A 24,002-nucleotide genomic window follows, 5' to 3' on the forward strand; every position below is an offset into this window, starting at 1 on the left:
GCACGGCGGCTCCCGGCGGCGCGGCGGGTAAGCACTTCTCATGCCGCTGGCCCGCCGTACGTTCCTGACCGCGCTCGCCGGATCGGCGGCCGCGGTGTCCTGCACCGCCGGGGCCGACGACCGGGAGGACGACGTGCCGCCGGTCCCGTCCGCCGCGGCCGGCGCCGCCGCGCGCAGGCTCATCGGCCGCGCGCACGCCGCGCAGGTGGAGTTCGCTCCCCCGGCCGGCCCGCGCGACACCTACCGGGTGGCGGGGCGGCCGGGTGCCGTCCGGATCACGGGCTCCTCCCCCGCGGTCCAACTCACGGGTCTCGGCGCCTACTTGAAACAGGTCGTACGGGCCGACCTCTCCTGGGCGGGCGAGCAGCTGCACCTCCCCCGCGAACTGCCCGCGCCCGCGCATCCGCTGACCGGCCGGGCGAACGTCCCGCACCGTTTCGTCCTCAACGACACCAGCGACGGTTACACCGGGGCGTACCACGACTGGTCGTACTGGGAGCGGGAGCTGGACGTGCTCGCCCTGCACGGCTTCAACGAGGTACTCGTGTACGTGGGAGCGGACGCCCTGTACCACCGGGTTCTGCGCGGATTCGGCTACGGGGACACCGAGTTGCGGGAGTGGATCCCGCTGCCCGCGCATCAGCCGTGGTGGCTGCTGCAGAACATGGCGGGCCCGGCGGGCGGCCCGGTCTCCGGCCGTCTGCTCGCCGCCCGCGCACGCCTGGGCCGCAGGATCGCCGACCGGGTGCGGGAGTTGGGGATGGAGCCGGTGCTGCCCGGCTACTACGGGACGGTGCCGCCGGGCTTCGCCGCACGGCAGCCGGGGGCGCACGTCGTGGCGCAGGGCGAGTGGTACGGGTACCGGCGGCCGGACTGGCTCGATCCGCGCGGCCCGCACTTCGCGCGGGTGGCGGCCGCGTACTACCGCACGCAGCGGGAGATGTTCGGCACCGCCCGCCTGTTCAAGATGGATCTGCTGCACGAGGGCGGCACGCCGGGGGACGTGCCGGTCGGCGACGCCGCGCGCGGTGTCGAGAAGGCGCTGCGCACCGCGCACCCCGAGGCGACCTGGGTGATCCTGGGCTGGCGGCACAACCCGCCGAAGGAGCTCGTGAACGCGGTCGACAGGACGCGGATGCTGGTGGTCGACGGCATCTCCGACCGGTTCCCCACCGTGACGGACCGCGAGGCGGACTGGAACGGCACACCTTACGCGTTCGGTTCCATCTGGAACTTCGGCGGACACACGGTGCTCGGCGCCAACACGCGCGACTGGGTCGACCTCTACCCCCGGTGGCGCACCAGGCCCGGGAGCACCCTGCGCGGCACGGCCCTGCTGCCGGAGGCGGCGGACAACAACCCGGCGGCGTTCGAGCTGTTCGCCGAACTCGCCTGGCGGACGGCCGACTTGGACCTGCGTCGGTGGTTCGAGGAGTGGTCGGTGCGCCGGTACGGGGCGCGGGACCCGCACGCCGCCGCGGCCTGGGACGTGCTGCGCCGCACCGTCTACGGCACGACCCGCGCGGACGGCTGGGCCGAGGGCGCCGACGGCCTGTTCGGCGCGCGTCCCTCGCTCACGGCCCGCTCGGCCGCGAGCTGGTCGCCGAAGCGACTCCGGTACGACCCGGACGAGTTCGACAAGGCGCTCGGCCATCTGCTGGCGGTGCGCGCCGGGCTGCGGTCCTCGTCGGCGTACCGCAGAGACCTCCTGGACGTGGCCCGCCAGTCGCTCTCCCACCGCAGCCGCGCCCTCCTCCCCCGCATCAGGCAGGCGTACGAGGCCCGGGACCGCGCCGCCTTCGACCGCCTCACCGGGGACTGGCTCTCCCTCATGGACCTGCTCGACCGGCTCCTTGCCACCGACTCCCGTCATCTGCTGGGAAGTTGGGTGGCGCAGGCCCGCTCCTGGGGCGGCGACGAGGAGGAGCGGGACCGGCTCGCGCGCGATCAGCTGTCGCTGGTGACGGTGTGGGGGACGCGCGCGGGCGCCGACGCCGGGCTGCACGACTACGCGAACCGGGAGTGGGCGGGGCTCGTGGGCGGTCTCTACCGCAAGCGCTGGGCGACGTACTTCGACGCGCTGCGGGCCGCGATCGACCAGGGCGGCGAGCCGCGGCCGGTGGACTGGTTCGCCCTGGAGGACGCCTGGATCCGCGATCCGGGGACACCGCCGGCGACCCGGCCGACCGGATCCACGTACGACGTGGCAGCTCAGGTGCGTGATCGCCTGCGTACGGGCTGATCCTCCGGCCGCCCGCCCACTCAACTCGTCACCCCCCGACACCTCTTGACGGGTATACGTCACGCGCAATCTCTGGTAGGAAACCTTCCTAACAGTCGACGGAACCACGAACTCCCCTCAGGAGGAAACGTGTCCACCCCCCACATACGCACGTCCAGCCCCTCCCGTCGCGCGCTTCTCGCCGTGCTCGGCGCCACCGTCGTCGCGGCTCCGTTCCTGACCACCCAGCTCGCCGGAGCCGCCCCGGTGACCTCCGACGCGGGCGGACTCGACGACCCGGCGAAGAAGGAGATCGCCATGCAGCTGGTGTCGAGCGCGGAGAACTCCTCGCTCGACTGGAAGGCGCAGTACAAGTACATCGAGGACATCGGCGACGGGCGCGGCTACACCGCCGGGATCATCGGTTTCTGCTCCGGCACCGGGGACATGCTCGACCTCGTCGAGCTGTACACCGCCCGCGCCCCCGGCAACGTCCTCGCCCCGTATCTGCCGGCGCTGCGCGAGGTGAACGGCAGCGACTCGCACGACGGGCTCGACCCGGACTTCCCCGACGCGTGGGCGCGGGCGGCGGCCGACCCGGCGTTCCAGCAGGCGCAGAACGACGAGCGGGACCGGGTCTACTTCGATCCCGGGGTGGCCCGGGGCAAGGCCGACCGGGTCGGCACGCTGGGGCAGTTCGCGTACTACGACGCCCTCGTCATGCACGGCAACGGCTCGGACCGGACCGGCTTCCCCGCGATCCGCGAGCGCGCGCTCGGCGTGGCGCGCCCGCCCGCGCAGGGCGGTGACGAGGTCACCTGGCTGAACGCGTTCCTCGACGCACGGGTCTGGGCGATGAAGCAGGAGGAGGCGCACAGTGACACCAGCCGCGTCGACACCGCCCAGCGCGTCTTCCTGGAACAGGGGAACCTGAACCTGGACCCGCCGCTGCACTGGAAGGTGTACGGACAGAGCTTCCACATCGGCTGACGGCGCTCATGGGTGATGCCGCGCCGTGGTCCGGGGCGCGGCATCACCCGCGGAGGGCTGATCAGTGGGCGCCCGCGGTGGACCCCGTGCGCTGTTCCGCGATCGCTCCGCCCGACTCCATCGGCGCCGTGACGTCGTCCGCCTCGCGGCCCTTGCCGATGTGGTTGAAGACCAGGTTCAGGAGCACGGCGGCGACACAGCCCGTCGAGATGCCCGAGTCCAGGATGATCTTCGCGCGCTCCGGGAACGCGTGGTAGAACTCCGGCGCCGCGATCGGGATCAGGCCCACGGCGAGCGAGACGGCGACGATGAGGACGTTGTTGTCCTTGTCGAGGCCCGCCTTGACCAGCGTCTGGATGCCGCTGGCCGCGACCGAGCCGAACAGGACGACGCCGGCGCCGCCGAGGACCGGACGGGGCACGACCGCGATCAGCGAGGCGGCCATCGGGCACAGGCCCATCAGGACCAGGAAGGCGCCGCCGGTCGCGACCACGTACCGGCTGCGGATCTTCGTCATCGCGACGAGACCGATGTTCTGCGCGAAGGCGCTGCACATGAAGCCGTTGAACAGCGGGCTGATCGCCGTGCCGAGGGTGTCGGCGCGCAGTCCGGCCGCGATGGTCTTCTCGTCGGCCGGGCGGTCGACGATCTTACCGAGGGCGAGCATGTCCGCCGTGGACTCCGTCATGGAGACCACCATCACGACGCACAGCGAGACGATGGCCGCGCCCGCGAACTGCGGTGCGCCGAAGTGGAACGGGGTCGGGAAGCCGACGATGTCCGCGTCGCCGACCGGCGAGAAGTCCGTGACACCGAACGGGATCGCGATGACCGTGCCGACGACCAGGCCGAGGAGCACGGCGATCTGCTTGACGAAGCCGGTGGTGAAGCGGCGCAGCAGCAGAACGATGACCAGGGTGATCCCGGCGAGGGCCAGGTTCTTCATCGAGCCGTAGTCGGTCGCCTTGGGGTTCGGTCCTTGCGCCCAGCCGAAGGCGACCGGCATCAGCGAGATGCCGATGAGCGTGATGACCGTACCCGTGACGACCGGCGGGAAGAACCGGATCGCCTTCGAGAAGAAGGGGGCGGCGATGAAGCCGAGGACGCCGGCGACGATCACCGCGCCGAAGATGACCGGCAGGGCGTCGCTCTTGTCCTTCGTCGAGTCGACGACGGCGAGCATCGGGGCGACGCCCGCGAACGTCACGCCGTTGACGAACGGCAGCCGCGCGCCGATCCTCCAGATGCCGAGCGTCTGGAGGAAGGTCGCGAGACCGGCCGTGAACAGGCAGGCGCCCGTCAGGAACGTGAGGTCCTTGGGGGACAGTCCTATGTACGCGCCGACGATCAGCGGGGGCGCGACCACGCCGGCGTACATCGCGGCGACGTGCTGCAGGCCCGTGGTCGCCATCTTCAGCGGGGGCAGCGTCTCGTCTACCGGGTGTTTGGTATGTCCCGTCGTGCCGTCTGCGGCCTCGGCGGGGGTGGTGCCTTGCTTGGTGAACCTGGGCGTCGTCGCCACTGCGGCTCCTCCGGTTGTTTTCCGGCCCCGGCAGGCCGCCGGCGCTTTTCGCTTCTGGGAGGTGGTGCAAGGTGCTCGGTATTCGGTTGTTGTGCGCCCAGGTACTGCTGACCGCCCCGGGAACGTGAAGTTCGGGCCACGTTCCGGGGCGGCACCCGAGCTGCCCGCTCGGCAGCTCGGGTCCGGCCGGGGACCGTCCTCCCCGGCCGGAGATCAAGGGTGGGTTCAGGCCTGCGCGGCGATCCGCGCCAGGCGCTGCGCCTCGTCCCGCGTGGAGCGGGCGATGGCGTCCTCGTCGACGTGCAGCAGCCGGGAGTTCTCCACGACCGGCCTGCCGCCCACGAGCGAGAGAGTGACCGGGGCGGCCGCGCCGAAGACGAGCGCGATGACCGGGTCGGAGATCGAGGCGTGCGCGAGCGTGTCCATCTTCCACAGCACCAGGTCGGCCAGCTTGCCGGCCTCCAGGGAGCCGATCTCCCGTGCGCGGCCCAGGACTTGGGCGCCACCGAACGTGCCGAGGCGCAGCGCCTGACGGGCGTTCAGGGCGGCCTCGCGGTGGGCGCCCAGGCGGTTGATCAGGAGGGCGTTGCGCAGCTCGGTGTGGAGCTCGCCGGACTCGTTGGAGGCGGTGCCGTCGACGCCCAGGCCGACCGGGACACCGGCGGCGAGCATGTCGGGGACGCGGGCGATGCCCGCCGCCAGCCGGGCGTTCGAGGACGGGCAGTGCGCGACGCCCGTCCTCGTGCGGGCGAACGCGGCGATGTCGGAGTCGTTCATGTGGACGCTGTGCGCCATCCACACGTCCTCGCCGAGCCAGCCCGTGCTCTCGAAGTAGTCGGTGGGGCCCATGCCGAACAGCTCGTGGCAGAACTTCTCCTCCTCGACCGTCTCGCTGCCGTGCGTGTGCAGCCGCACCCCGAGGCGGCGCGCCAACTCCGCGCCCTGCTTGAGGAGTTCGGTGGAGACCGAGAACGGCGAACAGGGGGCCACGGCCACCTGCGTCATCGCGTCGAAGGAGGCGTCGTGGTGCTTCTTGACGGTCTCCTCGGTCGCGGCGAGCGCGCCTTCGAGGGTCTCGACGGCGAAGTCCGGCGGCAGGCCGCCGTCCTTCTCGCTGCGGTCCATGGAGCCGCGGGCCAGGGTGAAACGCACGCCCATCTCGGAGGCGGCACGGATGATCGACCCGGAGATGTCACCCGAGCCCTGGGGGAACACGTAGTGGTGGTCCATGGCGGTGGTGACACCGCCGCGGGCCATCATCGCGAGGGAGCCCTGCGCCGCCGCGTACGTCATCTGCTCGTCGATGCGCGCCCAGGTCGGGTACAGCGCCACCAGCCAGTTGAACAGGTTGTGGTCCGTCGCCAGACCACGGGTGATCCACTGGTAGAAGTGGTGGTGCGTGTTGACCAGGCCGGGCGTGGCGAGGTGGCCGGTGCCGTCGATGCGGCGGACCACGTTGTCCAGGCCCGCCGGGGCGCTGCCCGCCCCGATGGACTCGATCCTGTTGCCCGCGACGACGATGTGTCCCGAGGCGTACTCGGTGTCCTGGGCGTCGACCGTCGCGATGGCGACGTTCTCGATGACGATCCGCTCGACCTGCGAGCCTGCCGAAGAAGAAGCCGTGGTAGGTGCCATGGTGCTTCCTTCATTTCGTGAGTGGCGATTGGGCACGGCAGGACCCTAGGAGGATTTGAGTGCCGCAGCCGCGCCGGCGCTGCTGCGGGTGCCGAGATGGTGGAAGAAGAGGTTCAGCGAGACGGCGACGAGCGCGCCGGCGCTGATGCCGGAACCGAGCACGGTCTGCGCCCAGGCCGGGAAATCGGCGTAGAAGGTGGGCGCGGCGAGCGGGATGATGCCCGCGCCGAGCGAGACGGCCACCAGGATGATGTTGGAGCTGTCGTCGAGGCCGGCCTCGGAGAGCGTACGGATGCCGCTGACGGCGATGGAGCCGAACAGGACGATGCCCGCGCCGCCCAGCACCGGCATCGGGACCATCGAGACCACCGCGCCGAGCACCGGGAAGGCGCCGAGGATCAGCAGGGCCCCGCCGGCGACCGCGACGACGTACCGGCTGCGCACCTTGGTGAGCGAGACGACGCCGACGTTCTGCGCGAACGCGGAGGTCGGGAAGCCGCCGAAGATCGGGCCGAGGAAGGTGGCGATGCCGTCGGTGCGCAGGCCGCGGGTGATGGTCCGCCCGTCGCAGTCGCGCTCGCAGATCTCGCCGATGGCGAGCATGCCGGCCGACGACTCCGTCATCAGGACGAGCATCACCAGGCAGAGGGAGACGATGGCGGCGGGCTGGAACTCGGGGGTGCCGAAGGCGAACGGTGTCGGGAGGGCCGCGACGGGCGCCGACCTGATGGCGCCGAAGTCCGCCATGCCGAACGGGATCGCGGCGAGCGTGCCGATCAACAGGCCGAAGAGCAGGGCGACTTGCTTGACGAAGCCGCGGCCGAAGCGCTGGATCAGCAGGATCACGACGAGGGTGAAGCCGGCGAGCGCGAGATAGCGCATGTCGCCGTAGTCGGCGGCGGTCTTGTCGCCGCCTTGGGCCCAGCCGACGGGTACGGGCATCAGGGTCACGCCGATGAGGGTGATGACGACGCCGGTGACCAGCGGAGGGAAGAAGCGCAGCAGCCGCCCGAAGAAGGGGCCGATGGCGAGGCAGAAGACGCCCGCGACCATGACCGCCCCGTAGATGGCGGGGAGTTGGTCGCCCTGGGCGTTCGTCTCGGCGATGGCCAGCATGGGCGCGATGCCCGCGGACGAGGCGGCGTTGACGAACGGGAGCCGGTTGCCGACGAAGCCCTTGACGCCGAGCGTCTGGAGCAGGGTGGCCACACCGGCGATGAGCAGGGACGCGGCGATCAGCCGGGTCTGGCCCGCGGTGTCCAGGCGGACGGCCTGGCCGATGATGAGCGGAGGGGTGACGACGCCGGCGTACATGGCGGCGATGTGCTGGAGCGCGGCGGGGACGAGCCGCGAGACATGGAGCTTTTCGTCCACCGGGTGCACCGTGGTGACAGGAAGGGTGCGGTCCGGCAGGGGGGTGGAACACGGGCCTTCAGCCGGCCCCTTTGCGGGCGTTGCCATGTTGTTCCCTCCGGGAGGGGTGCCCCCGCCGACTGCGGGTGGACGGGGGCACTGCCTCAAGAACGCGAAAAGGACGCGAAGACCGTCAGAGGTTGGTCATGTCGGTCGGGATGCGCTGGTCCGCGCCGTCCCGCAGGATGGTGGCCTCGATCAGGCCGTAGGGGCGGTCGGCGGCCCAGTACACGGCACCGTCCTTCGCCTCGTTCTCCAGGCCGAAGGCGGACAGGTCCTGGCGGAAGTGGTGCTTGTTCGGCGCGGAGAAGCGGATCTCGTCGATCTCGCTGCGGTTGTTGATGACGCGCGAACCCATCTGGAAGAGGGTCTGCTGCAGCGACAGCGAGTACGTCTCGACGAAGGCCTGGAGGATGTGCTTCTTGGCCTGCTCGTACGACTTGTTCCAGTTGGGGGTGCGGTCGTCCTCTGCACCCGTCCAGTTGTGCCGCCACCAGGTGGACAGCGACGTCGCGAGGATGCGGTCGTAGTCCTCGTTGAGCGTCGTGTACTTGTCCTTGATGAAGCCCCAGAACTCGGAGTTCGTGGTGTTCATCACGGTCAGGTCCTTGAGCCCGCTGAGGACTTCGAACTTCTCGCCGTCGTACGTGATCTGGGTGAGCCGCACTTCCTGGCCCTTGCGGACGAAGGAGTGCTTGACCTCGTCGGCGCCGATGAAGTTGGAGCCCGCGTCCGAGCCGGCTATCCGCTCCCAGGAGTACTCCTCGATGCGGATGCGCGAGCGGTGGATGGACGGCTGGCTGTCGACGAAGTGCCGGGCGAGCTCGATGCCGTACTGCTCGGCCGACTCGATGCCGTACTCCTTCGCGAAGGCGAAGCAGGTGTTCTTGGTGGTGTCGGTCGGCAGGCAGTGGGCGTTCGACCCGGTGAGGTGGACGTCGTCGAGGTCGCCGCTGAGGGCGACCGAGACGTTGAGGTCCTTGATGTGGTGGGTGTCGCCGTCCCGCGTGATCTTTACGACTCGGTTCTCTGCCTTGCCGTACTGGTTCTGTCCCAGGATCGTGGGCATGTCTGCTAGCTCCCTCGGTAAACGGAGTAGCCGAACGGGTTGAGCAGCAGCGGTACGTGGTAGTGCTCGCCCGGGTTCACCGCGAAGGTGATGGCGACCTCGGGGAAGAACGCGCCGCTGTCCCGATTCGCGGGGGCGTCCTGCTGCGCATCGGCTTGCTGGTTGTGCGTGCTGGGGTTCTTCTTGGCGAAGTACGCCTCGGTCTCGAAGTCGAGACGTACGTGGGTGGTGCCCTCCGGCAGGGCCGGCAGGTCCTTGCAGCGCCCGTCCGCGTCGGTGGCCGAGCCGCCGAGTGCCACCCACGCGGCGCCCGAACCGGCGCGGGCCGCAAGGGAGATGGCGACGCCTTCGGCGGGGCGTCCGATGCTGGTGTCCAGGATATGCGTGGACACCGAGGCGGTGGTTTCCGTACTCATCAGACTGCTTCCTCGTCGATCAGGCGGGTCAGACGGATGCGGTTGATCTTGCCCAGCTCGGTGCGGACGATCTCCCGCTCCTGCTCGGCCGAGTGGTCGATCCGCTGCTTGAGCGCCGCGAGCATGTGCTCCGCGGTGGCTCCGGTGGCGCAGATGAGGAAGACGTGTCCGAACCGCTCCTGGTAGGCCAGATTGAGTTCGAGCATCTCCGCCTTGAGTTCCTCGGAGGCCCCCGCCATGCCGCGCTGCTCGCGCGACGAGGTCGGGTCGCCGGGCTTCGGGCGGCCGATCGGCGGGTGCCCCGCCATCGCCTCGGCGAGATCCTCTGCGGTCAGTTCGGCCATGGCGGCGTCACTGGCCTCGAAGAGGGAGTCCGCGGTGGCGAAGGGGCGCTGGGCGAGCAGCTTGCTCCCCCACGCCGATGAAGCACACACCTCGTGGAGCTCGGACTGCGCCGTGCTCTCGTCCGAGGTGTTGAACCGGGTCAGCCCCGGCGTCGTACCTGAAGTCACGGCTAAGCCTTCCGTGGCCTTGTGCTGGACGGGCTGCGGATAGCTAACGCCCTCGGAAACACCGCGTCAACACTTTGTTGAAAACTTGGAGTTACAAAAACCGCCGCCCGGAATCCGGACGGCGGTGCGCGGGACGGAGAGATGTCCCAGGTCAGGGGGCCTTCTCCCGGTTGAGGTAGTTGTAGACGGTGAAGCGGGAGACACCGAGCGCCCCGGCGACGGTCTCGACGCCATGCCGCACGGAGAACGCGCCGCGCGCCTCCAGGACCCGCACGACCTCCTGCTTCTCCTTGCGGTCGAGCTCGGCCAGCGGCCGGCCCTGGGTCCGCTCCATGGCCGCCAGGATGTGATCCAGGGAATCGGCCAGCTGGGGCAGTCGGACCGCGACGACGTCCGCGCCCTCCCAGCTGAGCACGACGTCGTCCTTGCCCGCCTCGTCCGGCGGCATCATCTCGCCCCCCATGGCGTCGACGAGCGGCTTGACCGCCCTGACGAAGGGGTCGGAGGCATCGGACGCGTTCGCGTTGTCGATGAGACCGGTCACTTATCGCCCTCCCCGGACTCACTGGAACCTTCGGTCTTTTCCGCGAGCACATTGACCTGCAGCGAGACCCGGGTGGCCCCCGCCTCGAGCGCCCGGCGCAGCAGGGCGTCGACCGCGGTGAGCACACGGCCGGCCTCCCCCTCCGCCGTGTTGCCGAACGGGCCGACGTCGACCGCGTCGAGGTCGGCCCCCTGGATGACGTCGCGGGCGACCACCGCATGCGGCGGCGCCTCGTCGAGGTCGAAGGGCTCGGTCGTGAACTCCACTCTCAATCGCACGGGCTCAACCTAGCCCGGTTCCCGGTTTTTCCGGCAGCCCCTCTTGACAGGCGCCGCCGACCGGAGGCAATCTTCCATCACGCAGAAACGAACTTCCGCAATACGGAACATAACACGGAAGGGAGCGCCGACCCCATGGGATTCGCAGACCAGCGCTTCAACGTCAACCTGTCGATCCTCTTCACGGAACTCCCGCTCCTGGAGCGTCCCGCGGCCGCCGCCGCAGCGGGCTTCACCGCGGTCGAGCTGTGGTGGCCCTGGGTCGACGCCCCCACCCCCGAGCAGTCCGAGCTCGACGCGCTGCGCGCCGCGATCAAGGACGCCGGCGTTCAGCTCACGGGCCTGAACTTCTACGCGGGCCAGCTGCCCGGGCCGGACCGGGGCGCCCTGTCGATCCCGGGCGAGGAGAGCGACAAGTTCCGCGCGAACATCGACATCGCCGCGGACTTCGCGCAGTCCCTCGGCTGCACGGCGCTGAACGCCCTCTACGGCAACCGCGTGGACGGGGTGGACGAGGCGGTCCAGGACGCGCTCGCCCTGGAGAACCTGGTGCTGGCGGCCCGCGCGGCCGACCGCATCGGCGCCGTCCTGCTCATCGAGGCGCTGAACGCGCCGGAGTCGCCCAAGTGCCCGATCGTGAGCGCCCCCAAGGCGATCGAGATCGTGGACAAGGTGAACGCGGCCACCGGCCTCGGCAACGCCAAGTTCCTGATGGACCTGTACCACCTGTCCATGAACGGCGAGGACCTCCAGGCGGTCATCACCGCCTACGCCGACAGGACCGCGCACGTGCAGATCGCCGACAACCCGGGCCGCGGCGCGCCGGGCACCGGTTCGCTGCCCCTGGAGGAGTTGCTCGACCAGCTCAAGAAGGCCGGGTACGAGGGCTATGTCGGCCTGGAGTACAAGCCGGGCGACCGCCCGAGCGCCGCGTCCTTCGACTGGCTGCCGCGCGAGCACCGCGCCGCCTGAGCCGCCCGCGGCACGCGCCGACTCATCTACGTACCAACGCTTTTGGAGTGACCCTCATGAGCAACAACCTCGCCCCCGGTTCCCAGCCCACCCGCCCGGCGGTCGCGTGGATCGGTCTCGGCATCATGGGCTCGCCCATGTCGGAGAACCTGATCAAGGCCGGTTACGACGTCACGGGCTTCACGCTGGAGCAGGACAAGCTGGACCGTCTGTCGGCGGCCGGCGGCACGGCCGTGAAGTCGATCGCCGAGGCCGTCAAGGACGCCGACGTCATCGTCACGATGGTGCCCGCCTCCCCGCAGGTCGAGGCGATCGCCTACGGCCCCGACGGCATCCTGGAGAACGCGAGGTCGGGCGCGCTGATCGTCGACATGTCGTCGATCACCCCGCAGACCTCGGTCGACCTGGCGAAGAACGCCGCGGAAAAGGGGATCCGCGTCATCGACGCCCCCGTCTCCGGCGGCGAGGCCGGCGCCATCGAGGCCGTCCTGTCGATCATGGTCGGTGGCGAGCAGGCCGACTTCGACGAGGCCAAGCCGCTCCTGGAAGCGCTCGGCAAGACCATCGTGCTGTGCGGTCCGCACGGCTCGGGCCAGACCGTGAAGGCCGCCAACCAGCTGATCGTCGCCGTGAACATCCAGGCGTGCGCCGAGGCCGTGGTCTTCCTGGAGAAGTCGGGTGTCGACCTGAAGGCGGCCCTGGACGTCCTCAACGGCGGGCTCGCCGGCTCCACCGTGCTGACCCGCAAGAAGGACAACTTCCTCAACCGGGACTTCAAGCCGGGCTTCCGCATCGACCTGCACCACAAGGACATGGGCATCGTCACCGACGCCGCCCGCAACGTCGGCGCGGCCCTGCCCGTCGGTGCCGTGGTCGCCCAGCTGGTCGCCTCGCTGCGCGCCCAGGGCGACGGCGGCCTGGACCACTCCGCCCTGCTGCGCGCCGTCGAGCGCCTCTCGGGCAACCAGGTCGCGTAACCCTCCGGGGAGACACAGACTTCCGGGCCGCGGCGGCGCTGACACCTGTCCTGTCGCGCCCAGGCGTCGCCGCGGCCCGGAACCACGCATGCCCATTGGTTCAACAGAATGTTGAACAAGCCCCACCCGGAACTTCAACAAACTGTTGACTCAGCTGTTCAGGGGTCCTTACGCTGCCCCACATCGACAGCTCCATCGTCAGCAGCCACTGCACGGAAGGTCGCCTCGAACCCATGCCGAAAACGCCGAATCGCGTGCTCACGACCGAGTCCGGCGCCCCTGTCGCCGACAACCAGAACTCCGCCACCGCAGGCGTGGGCGGCCCGATCCTCCTTCAGGACCAGCACCTCCTGGAGAAGCTCGCCCGCTTCAACCGGGAGCGCATCCCGGAGCGCGTGGTGCACGCCCGCGGCTCCGGCGCCTACGGCCACTTCGAGGTGACCGACGACGTCACCGCCTTCACGCACGCCGACTTCCTCAACACGGTCGGCAAGCGCACCGAGGTCTTCCTGCGCTTCTCGACCGTCGCCGACAACCTCGGGGGCGCGGACGCCGTCCGTGACCCGCGCGGCTTCGCCCTGAAGTTCTACACCGAAGAGGGCAACTACGACCTCGTCGGCAACAACACCCCGGTGTTCTTCATCAAGGACCCGATCAAGTTCCCCGACTTCATCCACTCCCAGAAGCGTGACCCCTTCACGGGCAAGCAGGAGCCGGAGAACGTCTGGGACTTCTGGGCGCACGCCCCCGAGGCCACGCACCAGGTGACCTGGCTGATGGGTGACCGCGGCATCCCGGCCTCGTACCGCCACATGAACGGGTACGGCTCGCACACCTACCAGTGGACGAACGAGCAGGGCGAAGCCTTCTTCGTGAAGTACCACTTCAAGACGAACCAGGGCATCCGCTCGCTCTCCACCGAGCAGGCCCAGGAGATCGTCGGCAAGGACGCCAACTCGCACCAGACGGACCTGCTCCAGGCCATCGAGCGCGGTGTGCACCCGTCCTGGACGCTCTACGTCCAGATCATGCCGGCGGCCGAGGCGGCCGACTACCGCTTCAACCCGTTCGACCTCACCAAGGTGTGGCCGCACAAGGACTACCCGCTGCAGCGCGTGGGCCGCCTGGTCCTCGACCGCAACCCGGACAACGTGTTCGCGGAGGTCGAGCAGGCCGCGTTCTCCCCGAACAACTTCGTGCCGGGCATCGGTCCCTCGCCGGACAAGATGCTCCAGGGCCGGCTGTTCGCCTACGCGGACGCGCACCGCTACCGCCTGGGCGTCAACCACACCCAGCTGCCGGTCAACTCGCCCAAGGCGACAGCCGCGGACAACTACGGCCGCGACGGCCTGATGGCCACCAACGCCTACGGCCGCGCCCGCAAGAACTACGAGCCGAACTCCTTCGACGGTCCCGTCGAGACCGGCCGCCCGCTGGCCGCGCCGCTCGCGGTCTCCGGCTGGACCGGCACGCACGAGGCCCCGGCCCACACCAAGGACGACGACTTCTTCCAGGCGGGCGAGCTGTACCGCCTGATGTCGGAGGACGAGAAGCAGCGTCTCGTCGCCAACATCGCCGGTGGCCTCTCGCAGGTCTCCCGCGACGACATCGTGGAGAAGAACCTCGCCCACTTCCACGCCGCCGACCCGGACTACGGCAAGCGCGTGGAGGAGGCGGTCCGCGCCCTCCGCGAGGACTGAACCCCCAGACCGTGTACGGAGATTGACGGGAGGTCAGCTCCGTACACACGAGCCCGCGCCACGCGTGCGACCCGGATGAGGGGTGGTCGCGCGCGTGGTGACGGGAGGACGAGGACCGCGGCGGCTCGTGCGAGCCAGTGCGGTGGTGAAGGTTCCCCCGGCCCCTGTCGACATGAGGCAGGCGGGCCGGCGGAACCGTCGTGCAGCCGCCGCGGTCCCAGCCACTCACGGACTCCGTCCGGTGGCGCGCATGCATGTCTCGCCAGTCGCGCGCCGTCGGACGGCACCCACCTCCCGATCCAGAGCCCCCGGGTACGACGGTCCGTCCCCGGGGGCTCTTCGGCGTGCCTGGGCGGGTGCGACCGGGACCGCGCTGGAGGCCGGCCGGAAGCGCTCACCCCCACGCCGGTCGCCCGAGGCGGGGGCGGCCGGCAGCCGAGGTGGGCTGTCACATGCTGATGCGGCAGTACAAGTGGTGGCCGGCCGAGCGGGCCTCGCGGGAGAGGTCGGCGAACGCCTCGACGAGTTCCGCCAGCTCACCGGCGTCCTCGTCCCCGTCGAACTCCCCGTTGAACTCCTCCGTGCGTCCCCAGGCCGCCGCGGCCACCCGCAGATCCGACAAGGACGCCCCCGCGAGAGCGTCCCGCACCCCGTCCGTCAGCGTCGTCACGACGACCGCGCAGTCCTCCTCCTGGGCGACCAGCGCACACTGCCGGGGATCGGCCCGCACGTCGTCGTAGGTGCGGCCGGTGAGCAGCGCCTCCAACGTACCCATCATCACGGCCGGGTCGATCCCGTTCCCGCAGACCGCCCCGGGCACCTCGCCGACGTCCAACTGCCCGGCCGCCACCGCGTCGTCAGCGGCACTGAAGTAGTCCATCCATGCGCCCATGCCGAGAACCGTAAGGCACACCACCGACAACGCGGACAGGCGGGCCACCGGTGCACCGGTGGCCCGCCTGGGTCCTCTTTGCCTCAGGTCGTCAGGACGTCAGGACGTCGTCAGACCTTCAGGGGACGGATCGCCGTGGGCGCGTGGCCCGGCTCCGTCGCGATCTCCTCGAACTCCTTCACCGCGCTGATGTCGGCGGTCGGGCTCATCGCGATGTTCGTGACGCGCTCCAGGATGGCCTCGACGACGACCGGGACCTGGAACTCCTGGGCGAGCTTCTTGGCCTGCTCGAAGGCGGCCGCCAGCTCGTTCGGGTCGGTCACGCGGATCGCCTTGCAGCCGAGGCCCTCGGCGACCTTGACGTGGTCGACGCCGTAGACGCCGATCTCCGGGGTGTTGATGTTCTCGAACTCCAGGTTGACCTGGAAGTTGATGTCGAGACCGATCTGGGCCTGGCGGATCAGGCCCAGGTAGGCGTTGTTCACCAGGACATGGACGTACGGGATCCTGTGCTGGGCACCGACGGCCAGCTCCTCGATCATGAACTGGAAGTCGTAGTCGCCCGAGAGCGCCACGACCTGCGTGTCCGGGTCCGCCTTGGAGACACCGAGCGCGGCCGGGATCGTCCAGCCGAGCGGGCCCGCCTGGCCGCAGTTGATCCAGTGGCGCGGCTTGTAGACGTGCAGCATCTGGGCGCCGGCGATCTGCGACAGACCGATGGTCGTCACGTACCGGGTGTCCTTGCCGAACGCCTTGTTCATCTCCTCGTAGACGCGCTGCGGCTTCATGGGGATGTCGTCGAAGTGCGTACGGCGCAGGAGGGTCTCCTTGCGCTCCAGGTGCGAGGCGACCCACGCGCTGCGGTCGGGCAGCCGGCCGGCCGCCTTCAGCTCGCGCGCGACCTCGACGAACAGCTCCAGGGCGGCCTTGGCGTCCGAGGCGATGCCGTAGTCGGGCGCGAAGATCTTGCCGATCTGGGTCGGCTCGATGTCGACGTGCACGAACTTCCGCTCGCCGCGGTAGACATCGAGCTTGTAGCCGGTGTGGCGGTTGGCCCAGCGGTTGCCGATGCCGAGGACGAAGTCCGACTCCAGGAACGTGGCGTTGCCGTAGCGGTGGCCGGTCTGCTGGCCGACCATGCCCGCGTTCAGGTCGTGGTCGTCCGGGATGGTGCCCCAGCCCATCAGCGTGGGAACGACCGGGGTGTTGGTGAGCTCGGCGAACTCGACGAGCAGGTCGCTCGCGTCGGCGTTGATGATGCCGCCGCCCGCGATGATCAGCGGCCGCTCGGACTCGAGCAGGTAGCCGATCGCCTTCTCGATCTGGGCACGGGTCGCGGTCGGCCTGTAGACCGGCAGCGGCTCGTACGTCTCCGGGTCGAACTCGATCTCGGTCTGCTGGACGTCGATGGGCAGGTCGATCAGGACCGGGCCCGGACGGCCGGAGCGCATCAGGTGAAAGGCCTGCTGGAAGACGCCCGGGACCTGCGCGGCCTCCAGGACCGTGACGGCCATCTTGGTGACCGGCTTGGCGATCGTCGCGATGTCGACGGCCTGGAAGTCCTCCTTGTGGAGCAGGTGCGTCGGCGCCTGGCCCGTGATGCACAGGATCGGGATCGAGTCGCCGATCGCCGAGTAGAGGCCGGTGATCATGTCGGTGCCGGCCGGGCCCGAGGTGCCGATGCACACACCGATGTTGCCCGGGTTCGCCCGGGTGTAGCCCTCGGCCATGTGCGAGGCGCCCTCGACGTGGCGGGCGAGGGTGTGGTCGATGCCGCCACCCTCCTGAAGCGCCTTGTAGAAGGGGTTGATGGCGGCACCGGGCACGCCGAACGCGTGGGTGACGCCCTCGCGCTTGAGGATCTCAACTGCCGCTCGGACTGCGGTCATTCGAGCCATGAGTGCTCCCGACTCCTGCTGTGACTGACGGTCACTGTCTTGACTGCTGCGTTTTCGGATGTCGGATTCGCGCTCCCGTCGCGCCCCGCGGCGAGCCCTGAAGTCCGTTCCAATTTCCGTAATGTGGAAACTAGGTTCTGCTATATGGAAGCAATGTAGAGGGGGGATTTGAACGCCGTCAAGGTGGATGATGAGAAGTCCGACGATCCACATCCGCGGTCCCCGAGGAGGTGCCATGGCCGAGCCCGTGCACGTGCGCTGCCCGGCCTGTCTGCGCGAGCAGGCGTACGTCCCTCCGGCGCTGCCCTGCGCCTGCGGGGCGCCTGTGGCTCCCCCGCTGCTGCGCGGCGTGCCCGTGGAGACGGTGGACGAGCGCACCTGGGACGACGACTGGGTCACTCTGCGTTGCCCCGTCTGCGGCCGCCGGGACCGCTGGCCCCGGCCCGAGGTCGGCTGCGACTGCGGCACGGTGCTGCGCATCCCGGTCCAGGACGACGAGGTGCCGCCGACGCCCCAGCACATACCGCTGCCCCGGACGGCGGCGCCGCCGCGGCCCGCGTTCCAGCCCGTCGCCATCCGCAGCGCGCGCGACGCGGTGACCGCCGTCGCGCTGTATCTGCGCTGGCTGGGCTACCGGGACGTGCGCCGCGCCGACCAGCGCCCGCCGTCCGGCATCGGACTCGCGGCGCGCGGCCTGGTGGCCCAGCTGGAGCCTTCGGTACGGCCCGCGACGGTGCGCGACGTCGAGTGCCTGTGGCTGCAGTCGATGACGGAGTCGGCGGCCTGCGTCTACTTCTCACTCGCGGGCTACGCGGAGGAGGCGAGCGTCCGCGCGGACGAGCTGGGAGTGCCGCTGTTCGTGCTCGATCTGTCCGGGGTGCCGCAGCCGGTGAACAGCCCGGCGGACGAGCTGATCGCGGGCGGTACCTGACGGGGACGCGGCCCCGCTCGCGCATACTGGCCCGGTGATCATCCGCAGCGCCGTCGCAGCCGAACTGCCCCGCCTCCAGGCCGTCGAGACGGCCGCCGGGGAGCTTTTCCGCCCCCTCGGCATGGCCGCGATCGCCGACGACGAGCCGCCCACGACGGCCGAGCTCGAACGCTACCGGGCGGCGGGGCACGCCTGGGTCGCGGCCGACGAGGAGACGGGCACGGTCCTGGCGTACCTGGTCGGCGAGCCGGTGGACGGCGCGTTCCACATCGAGCAGGTCACCGTGCACCCGGACGCGGCCCGGCGCACAGTGGGCCGCGCCCTGATCGCGTACGCCGCCGACCGCGCCCGCGACCGGGGCCTGACGGCACTGACCCTGACGACCTTCACCGAAGTGCCGTGGAACGCCCCGTACTACGAGCGTCTGGGCTTCCGGCGCCTCGCGCAGGACGACCTCACGCCCGGCCTGCGGGCGATCCGCGCGACGGAGGCCGGGCTGGGCCTGGACCGCTGGCCGCGCGTCTGCATGCGCCGGGAACTGTGAGGCGCCCGGCTACAACGCGCCGTAGCCCTCCCGCAGTTCGACCTTGCGCACCTTCCCGCTGACCGTCATCGGGAACGCGTCGAGGATCCGCAGCCGGCTCGGCACCTTGTAGTGGGCCAGCCGGTCGCGGCAGTAGGCGCGCAGTTCGTCGAGGGTGGGCGGGTCGGCCGGATCCCGCGGGATCACGCAGGCGAGGACCTCTTCGCCGTACTTCTCGTGCGGTACCCCGACCACCTGGACGTCGGCGATCTTCGGGTGCCCGTACAGGAACTCCTCGATCTCGCGCGGATAGATGTTCTCGCCGCCCCGGATGATCATGTCCTTGATCCGGCCGACGATCTGCGCGTACCCGTCCTCGCGCAGCACCGCGAGATCGCCGGTGTGCATCCAGCGTCCGGCGTCGACGGCCTCCGCGGTCTTCTCCGGCTCGTCCCAGTAGCCGAGCATCACGCTGTAGCCGCGGGTGCACAGCTCGCCGGCCTCGCCGCGCGGCAGCGTGACGCCGGTGACCGGGTCGACGACCTTGACCTCGATGTGCGGCAGCACGCGGCCGACGGTGCCGGTGCGGCGCTCCAGGTCGTCGTCGCGGCGGGTCTGCAGGGAGACCGGGGAGGTCTCGGTCATGCCGTAGCAGATGGAGACCTCCGCCATGTGCATCTCGGCGACGACCCGCTTCATCACCTCGACGGGGCACGGGGAGCCCGCCATGATGCCGGTGCGCAGACTGGAGAGGTCGTACGCGGCGAAGTCCGGCAGGTTCAACTCGGCGATGAACATGGTCGGTACGCCGTACAGCGACGTGCACCGCTCCTGCTGCACGGCCCGCAGCGTGGCCGCCGGTTCGAAGGACGGGGCGGGGATGACGATGCACGCGCCGTGCGAGGTGGCGCCCAGGTTTCCCATCACCATGCCGAAGCAGTGATAGAAGGGAACGGGCAGACAGACCCGGTCCTGGTCGCTGTAGCCGACGGTCTCGCCCACCCAGTAGCCGTTGTTGAGGATGTTGTGGTGGGAGAGCGTGGCCCCCTTCGGGAAGCCGGTCGTGCCTGAGGTGTACTGGATGTTCACCGGGTCGTCGCACGACAACTCGGCCTCACGGGAGGCCAGTTCGTCGGACGTCACCGCTGTCGCGGCCGCGACGAGCGCGTCCCAGCTGCCCTCGCCGATGAAGACCCGCTCCCGCAACTGCGGGCATTCGGGCGCCACTTGCCGGACGAGCTCGCGGTAGTCGGTGCCCTTGTGGCCGACCGACGAGACAAGCACGGTCACCCCGGACTGCCGCAGCACGTACGCCAGTTCATGGGCCCGGTAGGCAGGGTTGATGTTCACCATGATCGCGCCGATGCGCGCGGTCGCGTACTGGACGAGCACCCACTCGGGGCAGTTCACCGCCCAGATCCCGACCCGGTCCCCCTTGGCGACCCCGCGCGCCATCAGTGCGCGCGCCAACTCCTCGACGTCGGCGCCGAATTGTGCGTACGTCCAGCGGCGCCCACCGGGTACGTCGACGAGCGCCTCCCGGTCGGGGAAGGCGTCGACGGTCCGCTGGAGGTTGGCGCCGATGGTGTCGCCGAGCAGCGGTGTCGTGCTGGTGCCGTGCGCGTACGAGAGTGCGGTCGAAGGGGCGGTCGAGGGGTCGGTCACCGATGGTCCTCCTTGGCTGCGCGGCGGACGGGCCCTCGGCGGGCGCGCCCGAAGAGCAACTTAGCGGCGCCCGGCCCCGATGCGTATCCCCGTGCGCCGGCGCCGCGGCACGCCCACATTCGTCACCTGTTAAAATGGTGACGCACACTCCGTGACGGGGAAACCAGCCGCCGTACGAAAGGACGTTTGCTACGCTTCAAGTGATCCGATTCGTGCAATCGAGGAGTGGCAGACGTGGCGGGTGACGACGACATCTCCGGGTGAGACCCGGTCCTGACAGGCCACCGGAGTGCGCTGTTGAGAGCGCTGCCGGGGTGGCCCGTTCGTCGTACCCCTTTTTCCCACGCTGCCCAGGGCAGAGCTCTATCTGCCCGCACATTCTTCGAGGTCGCCGCCATGTCCGACGCCGCCATCATCTGCTCGAACCTCTCCTTCGCCTGGCCCGACGACACCCCCGTCTTCCAGGACCTCTCCTTCACCGTCCCCGCGGGCCGCACCGGTCTGGTCGCCCCGAACGGGTCCGGCAAGAGCACGCTGCTCAAGCTGATCGCCGGTGAGCTGAAGCCCCGCACCGGATCGGTCGCGGTCGACGGCACGCTCGGCTATCTCCCGCAGAGCCTCCCGCTGACCGGCGATCTCACGGTCTCCGAGGTGCTCGGGGTCGCTCCGGTCATCCGCGCCATCGACGCCGTCGAGTCCGGCGACGTCAGCGAGGAGCACTTCACGACCATCGGCGACGACTGGGACATCGAGGAGCGCACCCGCGCCCAGCTCGACCGCCTCGGTCTGGCCGACCTGACCCTGGACCGCAGCCTGGGCACCCTCAGCGGCGGCCAGGTGGTCTCCCTGGGACTGGCCGCCCAGCTGCTCAAGCGGCCCGACGTGCTGCTGCTCGACGAGCCGACCAACAACCTGGACCTGGCCGCCCGGCACAAGCTCTACGACGTCCTCTCCGACTTCTCCGGCTGTCTGCTGCTGGTCAGCCACGACCGCGCGCTGCTCGACCGGATGGAACGGGTCGCCGAGCTCGACAACGGTGAAGTGCGCTTCTACGGCGGCAACTTCACGGAGTACGAGGAGGCCGTGCGCGCCGAGCAGGAGGTCGCGGAGAAGAACGTCCGCAACGCCGCGGCCGAGCTGAAGCGCGAGAAGCGCGAGATGCAGCAGGCCCGCGAGCGCGCCGAGCGGCGGCAGAGCAACGCCGCCAAGAACCTGAAGAACGCCGGGCTGCCCAAGATCTTCGCGGGCAACATGAAGCGCGGCGCGCAGGAGTCGGCGGGCCGTTCGGGGCAGGTGCACGCGTCCCGGGTCAGCGAGGCGAAGGCGCGGCTCGACGAGGCCGGGCGGGCGGTGCGCGACGAGCAGCGCCTGACCCTGGAGCTGCCCGACACCCAGGTGCCCGCCGGGCGGAACGTCTTCATCGGTGAGGGGATGCAGGCCCGCCACGCCGGCCGTCCGGTCTTCGCCGAGGGCGGCGTCGACCTGACCGTCCGCGGCCCCGAGCGGATCGCGCTGACCGGGCCCAACGGCGCGGGCAAGACCACCCTGCTGCGGCTCATCACGGGTGATCTCGCCCCGGACGACGGCGAGGTCAGGCGCGGCGACGGCCGGATCGCGTACCTCTCGCAGCGCCTCGACCTGCTCGACCCGGAACTGACGGTGGCGCAGAACTTCGCGGCGTTCGCCCCCGAGCGGCCCGAGGCGGAGCGGATGAACCTCCTCGCCCGGTTCCTCTTCCGGGGCGCGCGTGCGCATCTTCCGGTGAAGGTGCTGTCCGGCGGCGAGCGGCTGCGGGCCACTCTGGCGTGCGTGCTGTGCGCCGAGCCCGCCCCGCACCTGCTGCTGCTCGACGAGCCGACGAACAACCTGGACCTGGTCAGCGCGAGCCAGCTGGAAGGCGCGCTCAACTCGTACCAGGGCGCGTTCCTGGTGGTCAGCCACGACGAGAAGTTCCTCGCCGAGATCGGGGTGAACCGCTGGCTGCGCCTGGCCGACGGGACGCTGCGGGAGAGCGGCGGCCCCGAGGTGTGACCGGCCGGTGTGCTCGACGGCCCGCGTCCGAGGCTTGCGCCCGGCGGGCCGCCCCACGATCACATCGGAAGGTTTCCCGTGCCCAAGACCGCTCTGCTCGCCCATGACCTCGTCCGTGTCCTCGGGGACCGGCGGATCCTCGACGGTGTCTCCCTGACCGCCTCCCCCGGCCGCCGTATCGGCCTCATCGGGGAGAACGGTGTCGGCAAGTCGACCCTGCTGCGGCTGCTCGCCGGTGTCGACATGCCCGATGCGGGGAGCGTCGAGCGCCCCGACGACCTGGGGTTTCTGCACCAGGAGATGCCGTTCTACGCCGATACGACGATCGCGGAGGTGCTCGACGACGCGCTGCGCGAGGCCCGCGAGGACCTCGCGGAGCTGGACCGGCTCGGCGCCGAGCTGGCCGACGTCCGCGAGGACTCCCCCGGCCACGCCGACCTCCTCGACGCGTACGGCCGGCGCCTCGAACAGGCCCAGGACCGGGAGGCCTGGGACGCCGACCGGCGTGCGGCCCTGGTCCTCGACGGGCTCGGCCTCGGCTCGCTCGACCACGGGCACCGGCTGGGAGCGCTGTCCGGCGGGCAGCGCGGCCGGCTCGCCCTGGCCGCGCTGCTGGTGCGGCGCCCCTCGGCGCTGCTGCTCGACGAGCCGACGAACCATCTCGACGACGAGGCCGCCGCGTTCCTGGAGGAGCAGATCAGGGCGCTGCCCGCGGCCGTGGTCGTGGCCAGCCACGACCGGGCGTTCCTGGACGCCGTGTGCACCGATGTCGTCGACCTCGACCCGGCGGTGAACGGGCCGGTGCGCTACGGCGGGAACTACAGCGCCTACTTGAGCGAGAAGCACGCCGAGCGGGAGCGGTGGGAGCGGCGGTACGCCGAGGAGCAGGAGGAGCTGGCGCAGCTGCGGTACACGGCGGGGGTGACGGCGCACCGGGTCGCGCCGGACCGGGGCCCGCGCGACAATGAGAAGATGGGCTACGGGCACCGGGCGGGGCGGGTGCAGAGCCAGGTCTCGCGCCGGGTCCGCAACGCCACGCGCCGCCTGGAGGAGCTGGACCGCACCCGGGTCGCCGAGCCGCCGCGGCCCCTGCGGTTCGCGGCCGTGGACCTTGCCGCGCACGCGGAGGAGAGCGACCGGCCGCTGGTGACGCTCACGCACGCGCGCGTGCCCGGCCGTCTCGCACCGGTCGACCTGGAGGTGGCCGCGGCCGACCGGCTGCTGGTGACGGGGGGCAACGGCGCGGGCAAGTCGACGCTGCTGTCCGTGCTCGCGGGGCGGCTCGCCGCCGAGGGCGAGCGACACGCGCGGCGCCGTCTCACGGTGGGGCTGCTGACCCAGGACACCGTGTTCGAGCGGGCGGAGCGCACGGTCCGCGCGACGTACGAGCAGGCGGTGGGGGCGGCGCGGGCCGAGCGGGTGCCGCTGCGCTCGCTGGGCCTGATGCACGAGGCGGACCTGGGCAAGCCGGTGGGCCTGCTCTCGGTCGGGCAGCGCCGACGGCTCGCCCTGGCGCTGCTGGTGGCGCGTCCGCCCCAGTTGCTGCTGCTCGACGAGCCCACGAACCATCTCTCGCCGCGGCTGTGCGACGAGCTGGAGGAGGCGCTCGGGACCGGTCCCGGCGCGATCGTCGTGGCCAGTCACGACCGGTGGCTGCGGCGGCGCTGGCAGGGGCGCGAGATCCGGCTGGCGGCGGCCGGCGACGCGGCAGCGGCCCGGCCGCGTCCGGTGGCCCGGCAGGGCGTCCGGCCACGGCCTGGGTGCCACCGGTACGACCGGTGACACCCCCGTGGCCGGAGGGGAGCGGAACGGG

General features: G+C 70.6%; 20 protein-coding genes. 9 read left to right on the plus strand and 11 right to left on the minus strand.

Going from position 1 to position 24,002, the window contains the following annotated elements:
* Window positions 1-40 precede the first annotated feature (40 nt).
* Together J3486_RS08555 and J3486_RS08560 are read left to right on the plus strand one after the other, a co-directional pair.
* Window positions 41-2,242, plus strand: a complete 2,202-nt coding sequence (locus J3486_RS08555) for an alpha-N-acetylglucosaminidase (RefSeq protein WP_207819543.1) — start codon at window positions 41-43, stop codon at window positions 2,240-2,242.
* A 129-nt stretch (window positions 2,243-2,371) separates the two neighbouring features.
* The gene (locus tag J3486_RS08560; protein WP_207819544.1) at window positions 2,372-3,211 is read left to right on the plus strand and encodes a chitosanase; all 840 of its coding nucleotides are present in this window, start codon (window positions 2,372-2,374) and stop codon (window positions 3,209-3,211) included.
* Between the two features lie 61 nt (window positions 3,212-3,272).
* On the opposite strand, the gene J3486_RS08565 is transcribed toward J3486_RS08560, so the two are convergent.
* From J3486_RS08565 to J3486_RS08600, 8 genes are all read right to left on the minus strand, one after another.
* Window positions 3,273-4,622 carry a nucleobase:cation symporter-2 family protein gene (locus tag J3486_RS08565; protein WP_207819723.1) on the minus strand — a complete coding sequence of 450 codons (1,350 nt, stop codon included), beginning with the start codon at window positions 4,620-4,622 and terminating at the stop codon, window positions 3,273-3,275.
* Between the two features lie 336 nt (window positions 4,623-4,958).
* Window positions 4,959-6,368 (minus strand): 8-oxoguanine deaminase, encoded by a 1,410-nt coding sequence (locus J3486_RS08570; RefSeq protein ID WP_207819545.1) that lies wholly within the window; start codon window positions 6,366-6,368, stop codon window positions 4,959-4,961.
* A gap of 45 nt (window positions 6,369-6,413) precedes the next feature.
* Window positions 6,414-7,829 carry a nucleobase:cation symporter-2 family protein gene (locus J3486_RS08575; RefSeq protein ID WP_207819546.1) on the minus strand — a complete coding sequence of 472 codons (1,416 nt, stop codon included), beginning with the start codon at window positions 7,827-7,829 and terminating at the stop codon, window positions 6,414-6,416.
* Window positions 7,830-7,914: 85 nt separating this feature from the next.
* Complete coding sequence (pucL, locus tag J3486_RS08580; protein WP_207819547.1) at window positions 7,915-8,850, minus strand: factor-independent urate hydroxylase; 936 nt, start codon at window positions 8,848-8,850, stop codon at window positions 7,915-7,917.
* Window positions 8,851-8,855: 5 nt separating this feature from the next.
* A complete protein-coding gene (gene uraH / locus J3486_RS08585) occupies window positions 8,856-9,266 on the minus strand; it encodes a hydroxyisourate hydrolase (RefSeq protein WP_207819548.1) in 411 nt (136 codons plus the stop codon).
* Window positions 9,266-9,778, minus strand: a complete 513-nt coding sequence (gene uraD / locus J3486_RS08590; RefSeq protein WP_207819549.1) for a 2-oxo-4-hydroxy-4-carboxy-5-ureidoimidazoline decarboxylase — start codon at window positions 9,776-9,778, stop codon at window positions 9,266-9,268. Before uraD ends, uraH begins: the two co-directional genes overlap by 1 nt.
* Window positions 9,779-9,929: 151 nt before the next feature.
* Window positions 9,930-10,241 carry a helix-turn-helix domain-containing protein gene (locus J3486_RS08595; protein ID WP_207819724.1) on the minus strand — a complete coding sequence of 104 codons (312 nt, stop codon included), beginning with the start codon at window positions 10,239-10,241 and terminating at the stop codon, window positions 9,930-9,932.
* A gap of 77 nt (window positions 10,242-10,318) precedes the next feature.
* Window positions 10,319-10,600: a hypothetical protein gene (locus J3486_RS08600; RefSeq protein ID WP_207819550.1), complete on the minus strand. Its 282-nt coding sequence runs from the start codon at window positions 10,598-10,600 to the stop codon at window positions 10,319-10,321.
* Between the two features lie 135 nt (window positions 10,601-10,735).
* On the opposite strand from J3486_RS08600, the gene J3486_RS08605 reads away from it, so the two are divergent.
* The 3 genes from J3486_RS08605 to J3486_RS08615 all read left to right on the plus strand — a co-directional run bounded on the left by J3486_RS08605 (window position 10,736) and on the right by J3486_RS08615 (window position 14,249).
* Window positions 10,736-11,572, plus strand: coding sequence for a TIM barrel protein (locus tag J3486_RS08605; protein WP_207819551.1), 837 nt, complete (start codon window positions 10,736-10,738; stop codon window positions 11,570-11,572).
* 56 nt (window positions 11,573-11,628) lie between these two features.
* Entirely contained in the window at window positions 11,629-12,549 is a 921-nt protein-coding gene (locus J3486_RS08610; RefSeq protein WP_207819552.1) for a 2-hydroxy-3-oxopropionate reductase, read from the plus strand.
* 233 nt (window positions 12,550-12,782) lie between these two features.
* Window positions 12,783-14,249, plus strand: coding sequence for a catalase (locus J3486_RS08615; protein WP_207819553.1), 1,467 nt, complete (start codon window positions 12,783-12,785; stop codon window positions 14,247-14,249).
* Window positions 14,250-14,697: 448 nt separating this feature from the next.
* On the opposite strand, the gene J3486_RS08620 is transcribed toward J3486_RS08615, so the two are convergent.
* Both J3486_RS08620 and gcl read right to left on the minus strand, forming a co-directional pair.
* The gene (locus J3486_RS08620; RefSeq protein WP_207819554.1) at window positions 14,698-15,141 is read right to left on the minus strand and encodes a hypothetical protein; all 444 of its coding nucleotides are present in this window, start codon (window positions 15,139-15,141) and stop codon (window positions 14,698-14,700) included.
* Window positions 15,142-15,251: 110 nt separating this feature from the next.
* Window positions 15,252-17,039 (minus strand): glyoxylate carboligase, encoded by a 1,788-nt coding sequence (gene gcl / locus J3486_RS08625; RefSeq protein WP_207819555.1) that lies wholly within the window; start codon window positions 17,037-17,039, stop codon window positions 15,252-15,254.
* Between the two features lie 235 nt (window positions 17,040-17,274).
* On the opposite strand from gcl, the gene J3486_RS08630 reads away from it, so the two are divergent.
* Both J3486_RS08630 and J3486_RS08635 read left to right on the plus strand, forming a co-directional pair.
* Entirely contained in the window at window positions 17,275-17,970 is a 696-nt protein-coding gene (locus J3486_RS08630; RefSeq protein WP_207819556.1) for a hypothetical protein, read from the plus strand.
* 34 nt (window positions 17,971-18,004) lie between these two features.
* Complete coding sequence (locus J3486_RS08635) at window positions 18,005-18,514, plus strand: GNAT family N-acetyltransferase (RefSeq protein ID WP_207819557.1); 510 nt, start codon at window positions 18,005-18,007, stop codon at window positions 18,512-18,514.
* A 9-nt stretch (window positions 18,515-18,523) separates the two neighbouring features.
* On the opposite strand, the gene J3486_RS08640 is transcribed toward J3486_RS08635, so the two are convergent.
* A complete protein-coding gene (locus J3486_RS08640) occupies window positions 18,524-20,158 on the minus strand; it encodes an AMP-binding protein (protein ID WP_207819558.1) in 1,635 nt (544 codons plus the stop codon).
* A gap of 396 nt (window positions 20,159-20,554) precedes the next feature.
* On the opposite strand from J3486_RS08640, the gene abc-f reads away from it, so the two are divergent.
* The gene (gene abc-f, locus J3486_RS08645; RefSeq protein ID WP_207819559.1) at window positions 20,555-22,189 is read left to right on the plus strand and encodes a ribosomal protection-like ABC-F family protein; all 1,635 of its coding nucleotides are present in this window, start codon (window positions 20,555-20,557) and stop codon (window positions 22,187-22,189) included.
* Window positions 22,190-22,267: 78 nt separating this feature from the next.
* Entirely contained in the window at window positions 22,268-23,971 is a 1,704-nt protein-coding gene (locus tag J3486_RS08650; RefSeq protein ID WP_207819560.1) for an ABC-F family ATP-binding cassette domain-containing protein, read from the plus strand.
* Window positions 23,972-24,002 lie beyond the last annotated feature (31 nt).

The sequence above is a fragment of the Streptomyces sp. VRA16 Mangrove soil genome, assembly GCF_017377775.1.
In the GTDB taxonomy this organism is placed as follows: domain Bacteria; phylum Actinomycetota; class Actinomycetes; order Streptomycetales; family Streptomycetaceae; genus Streptomyces.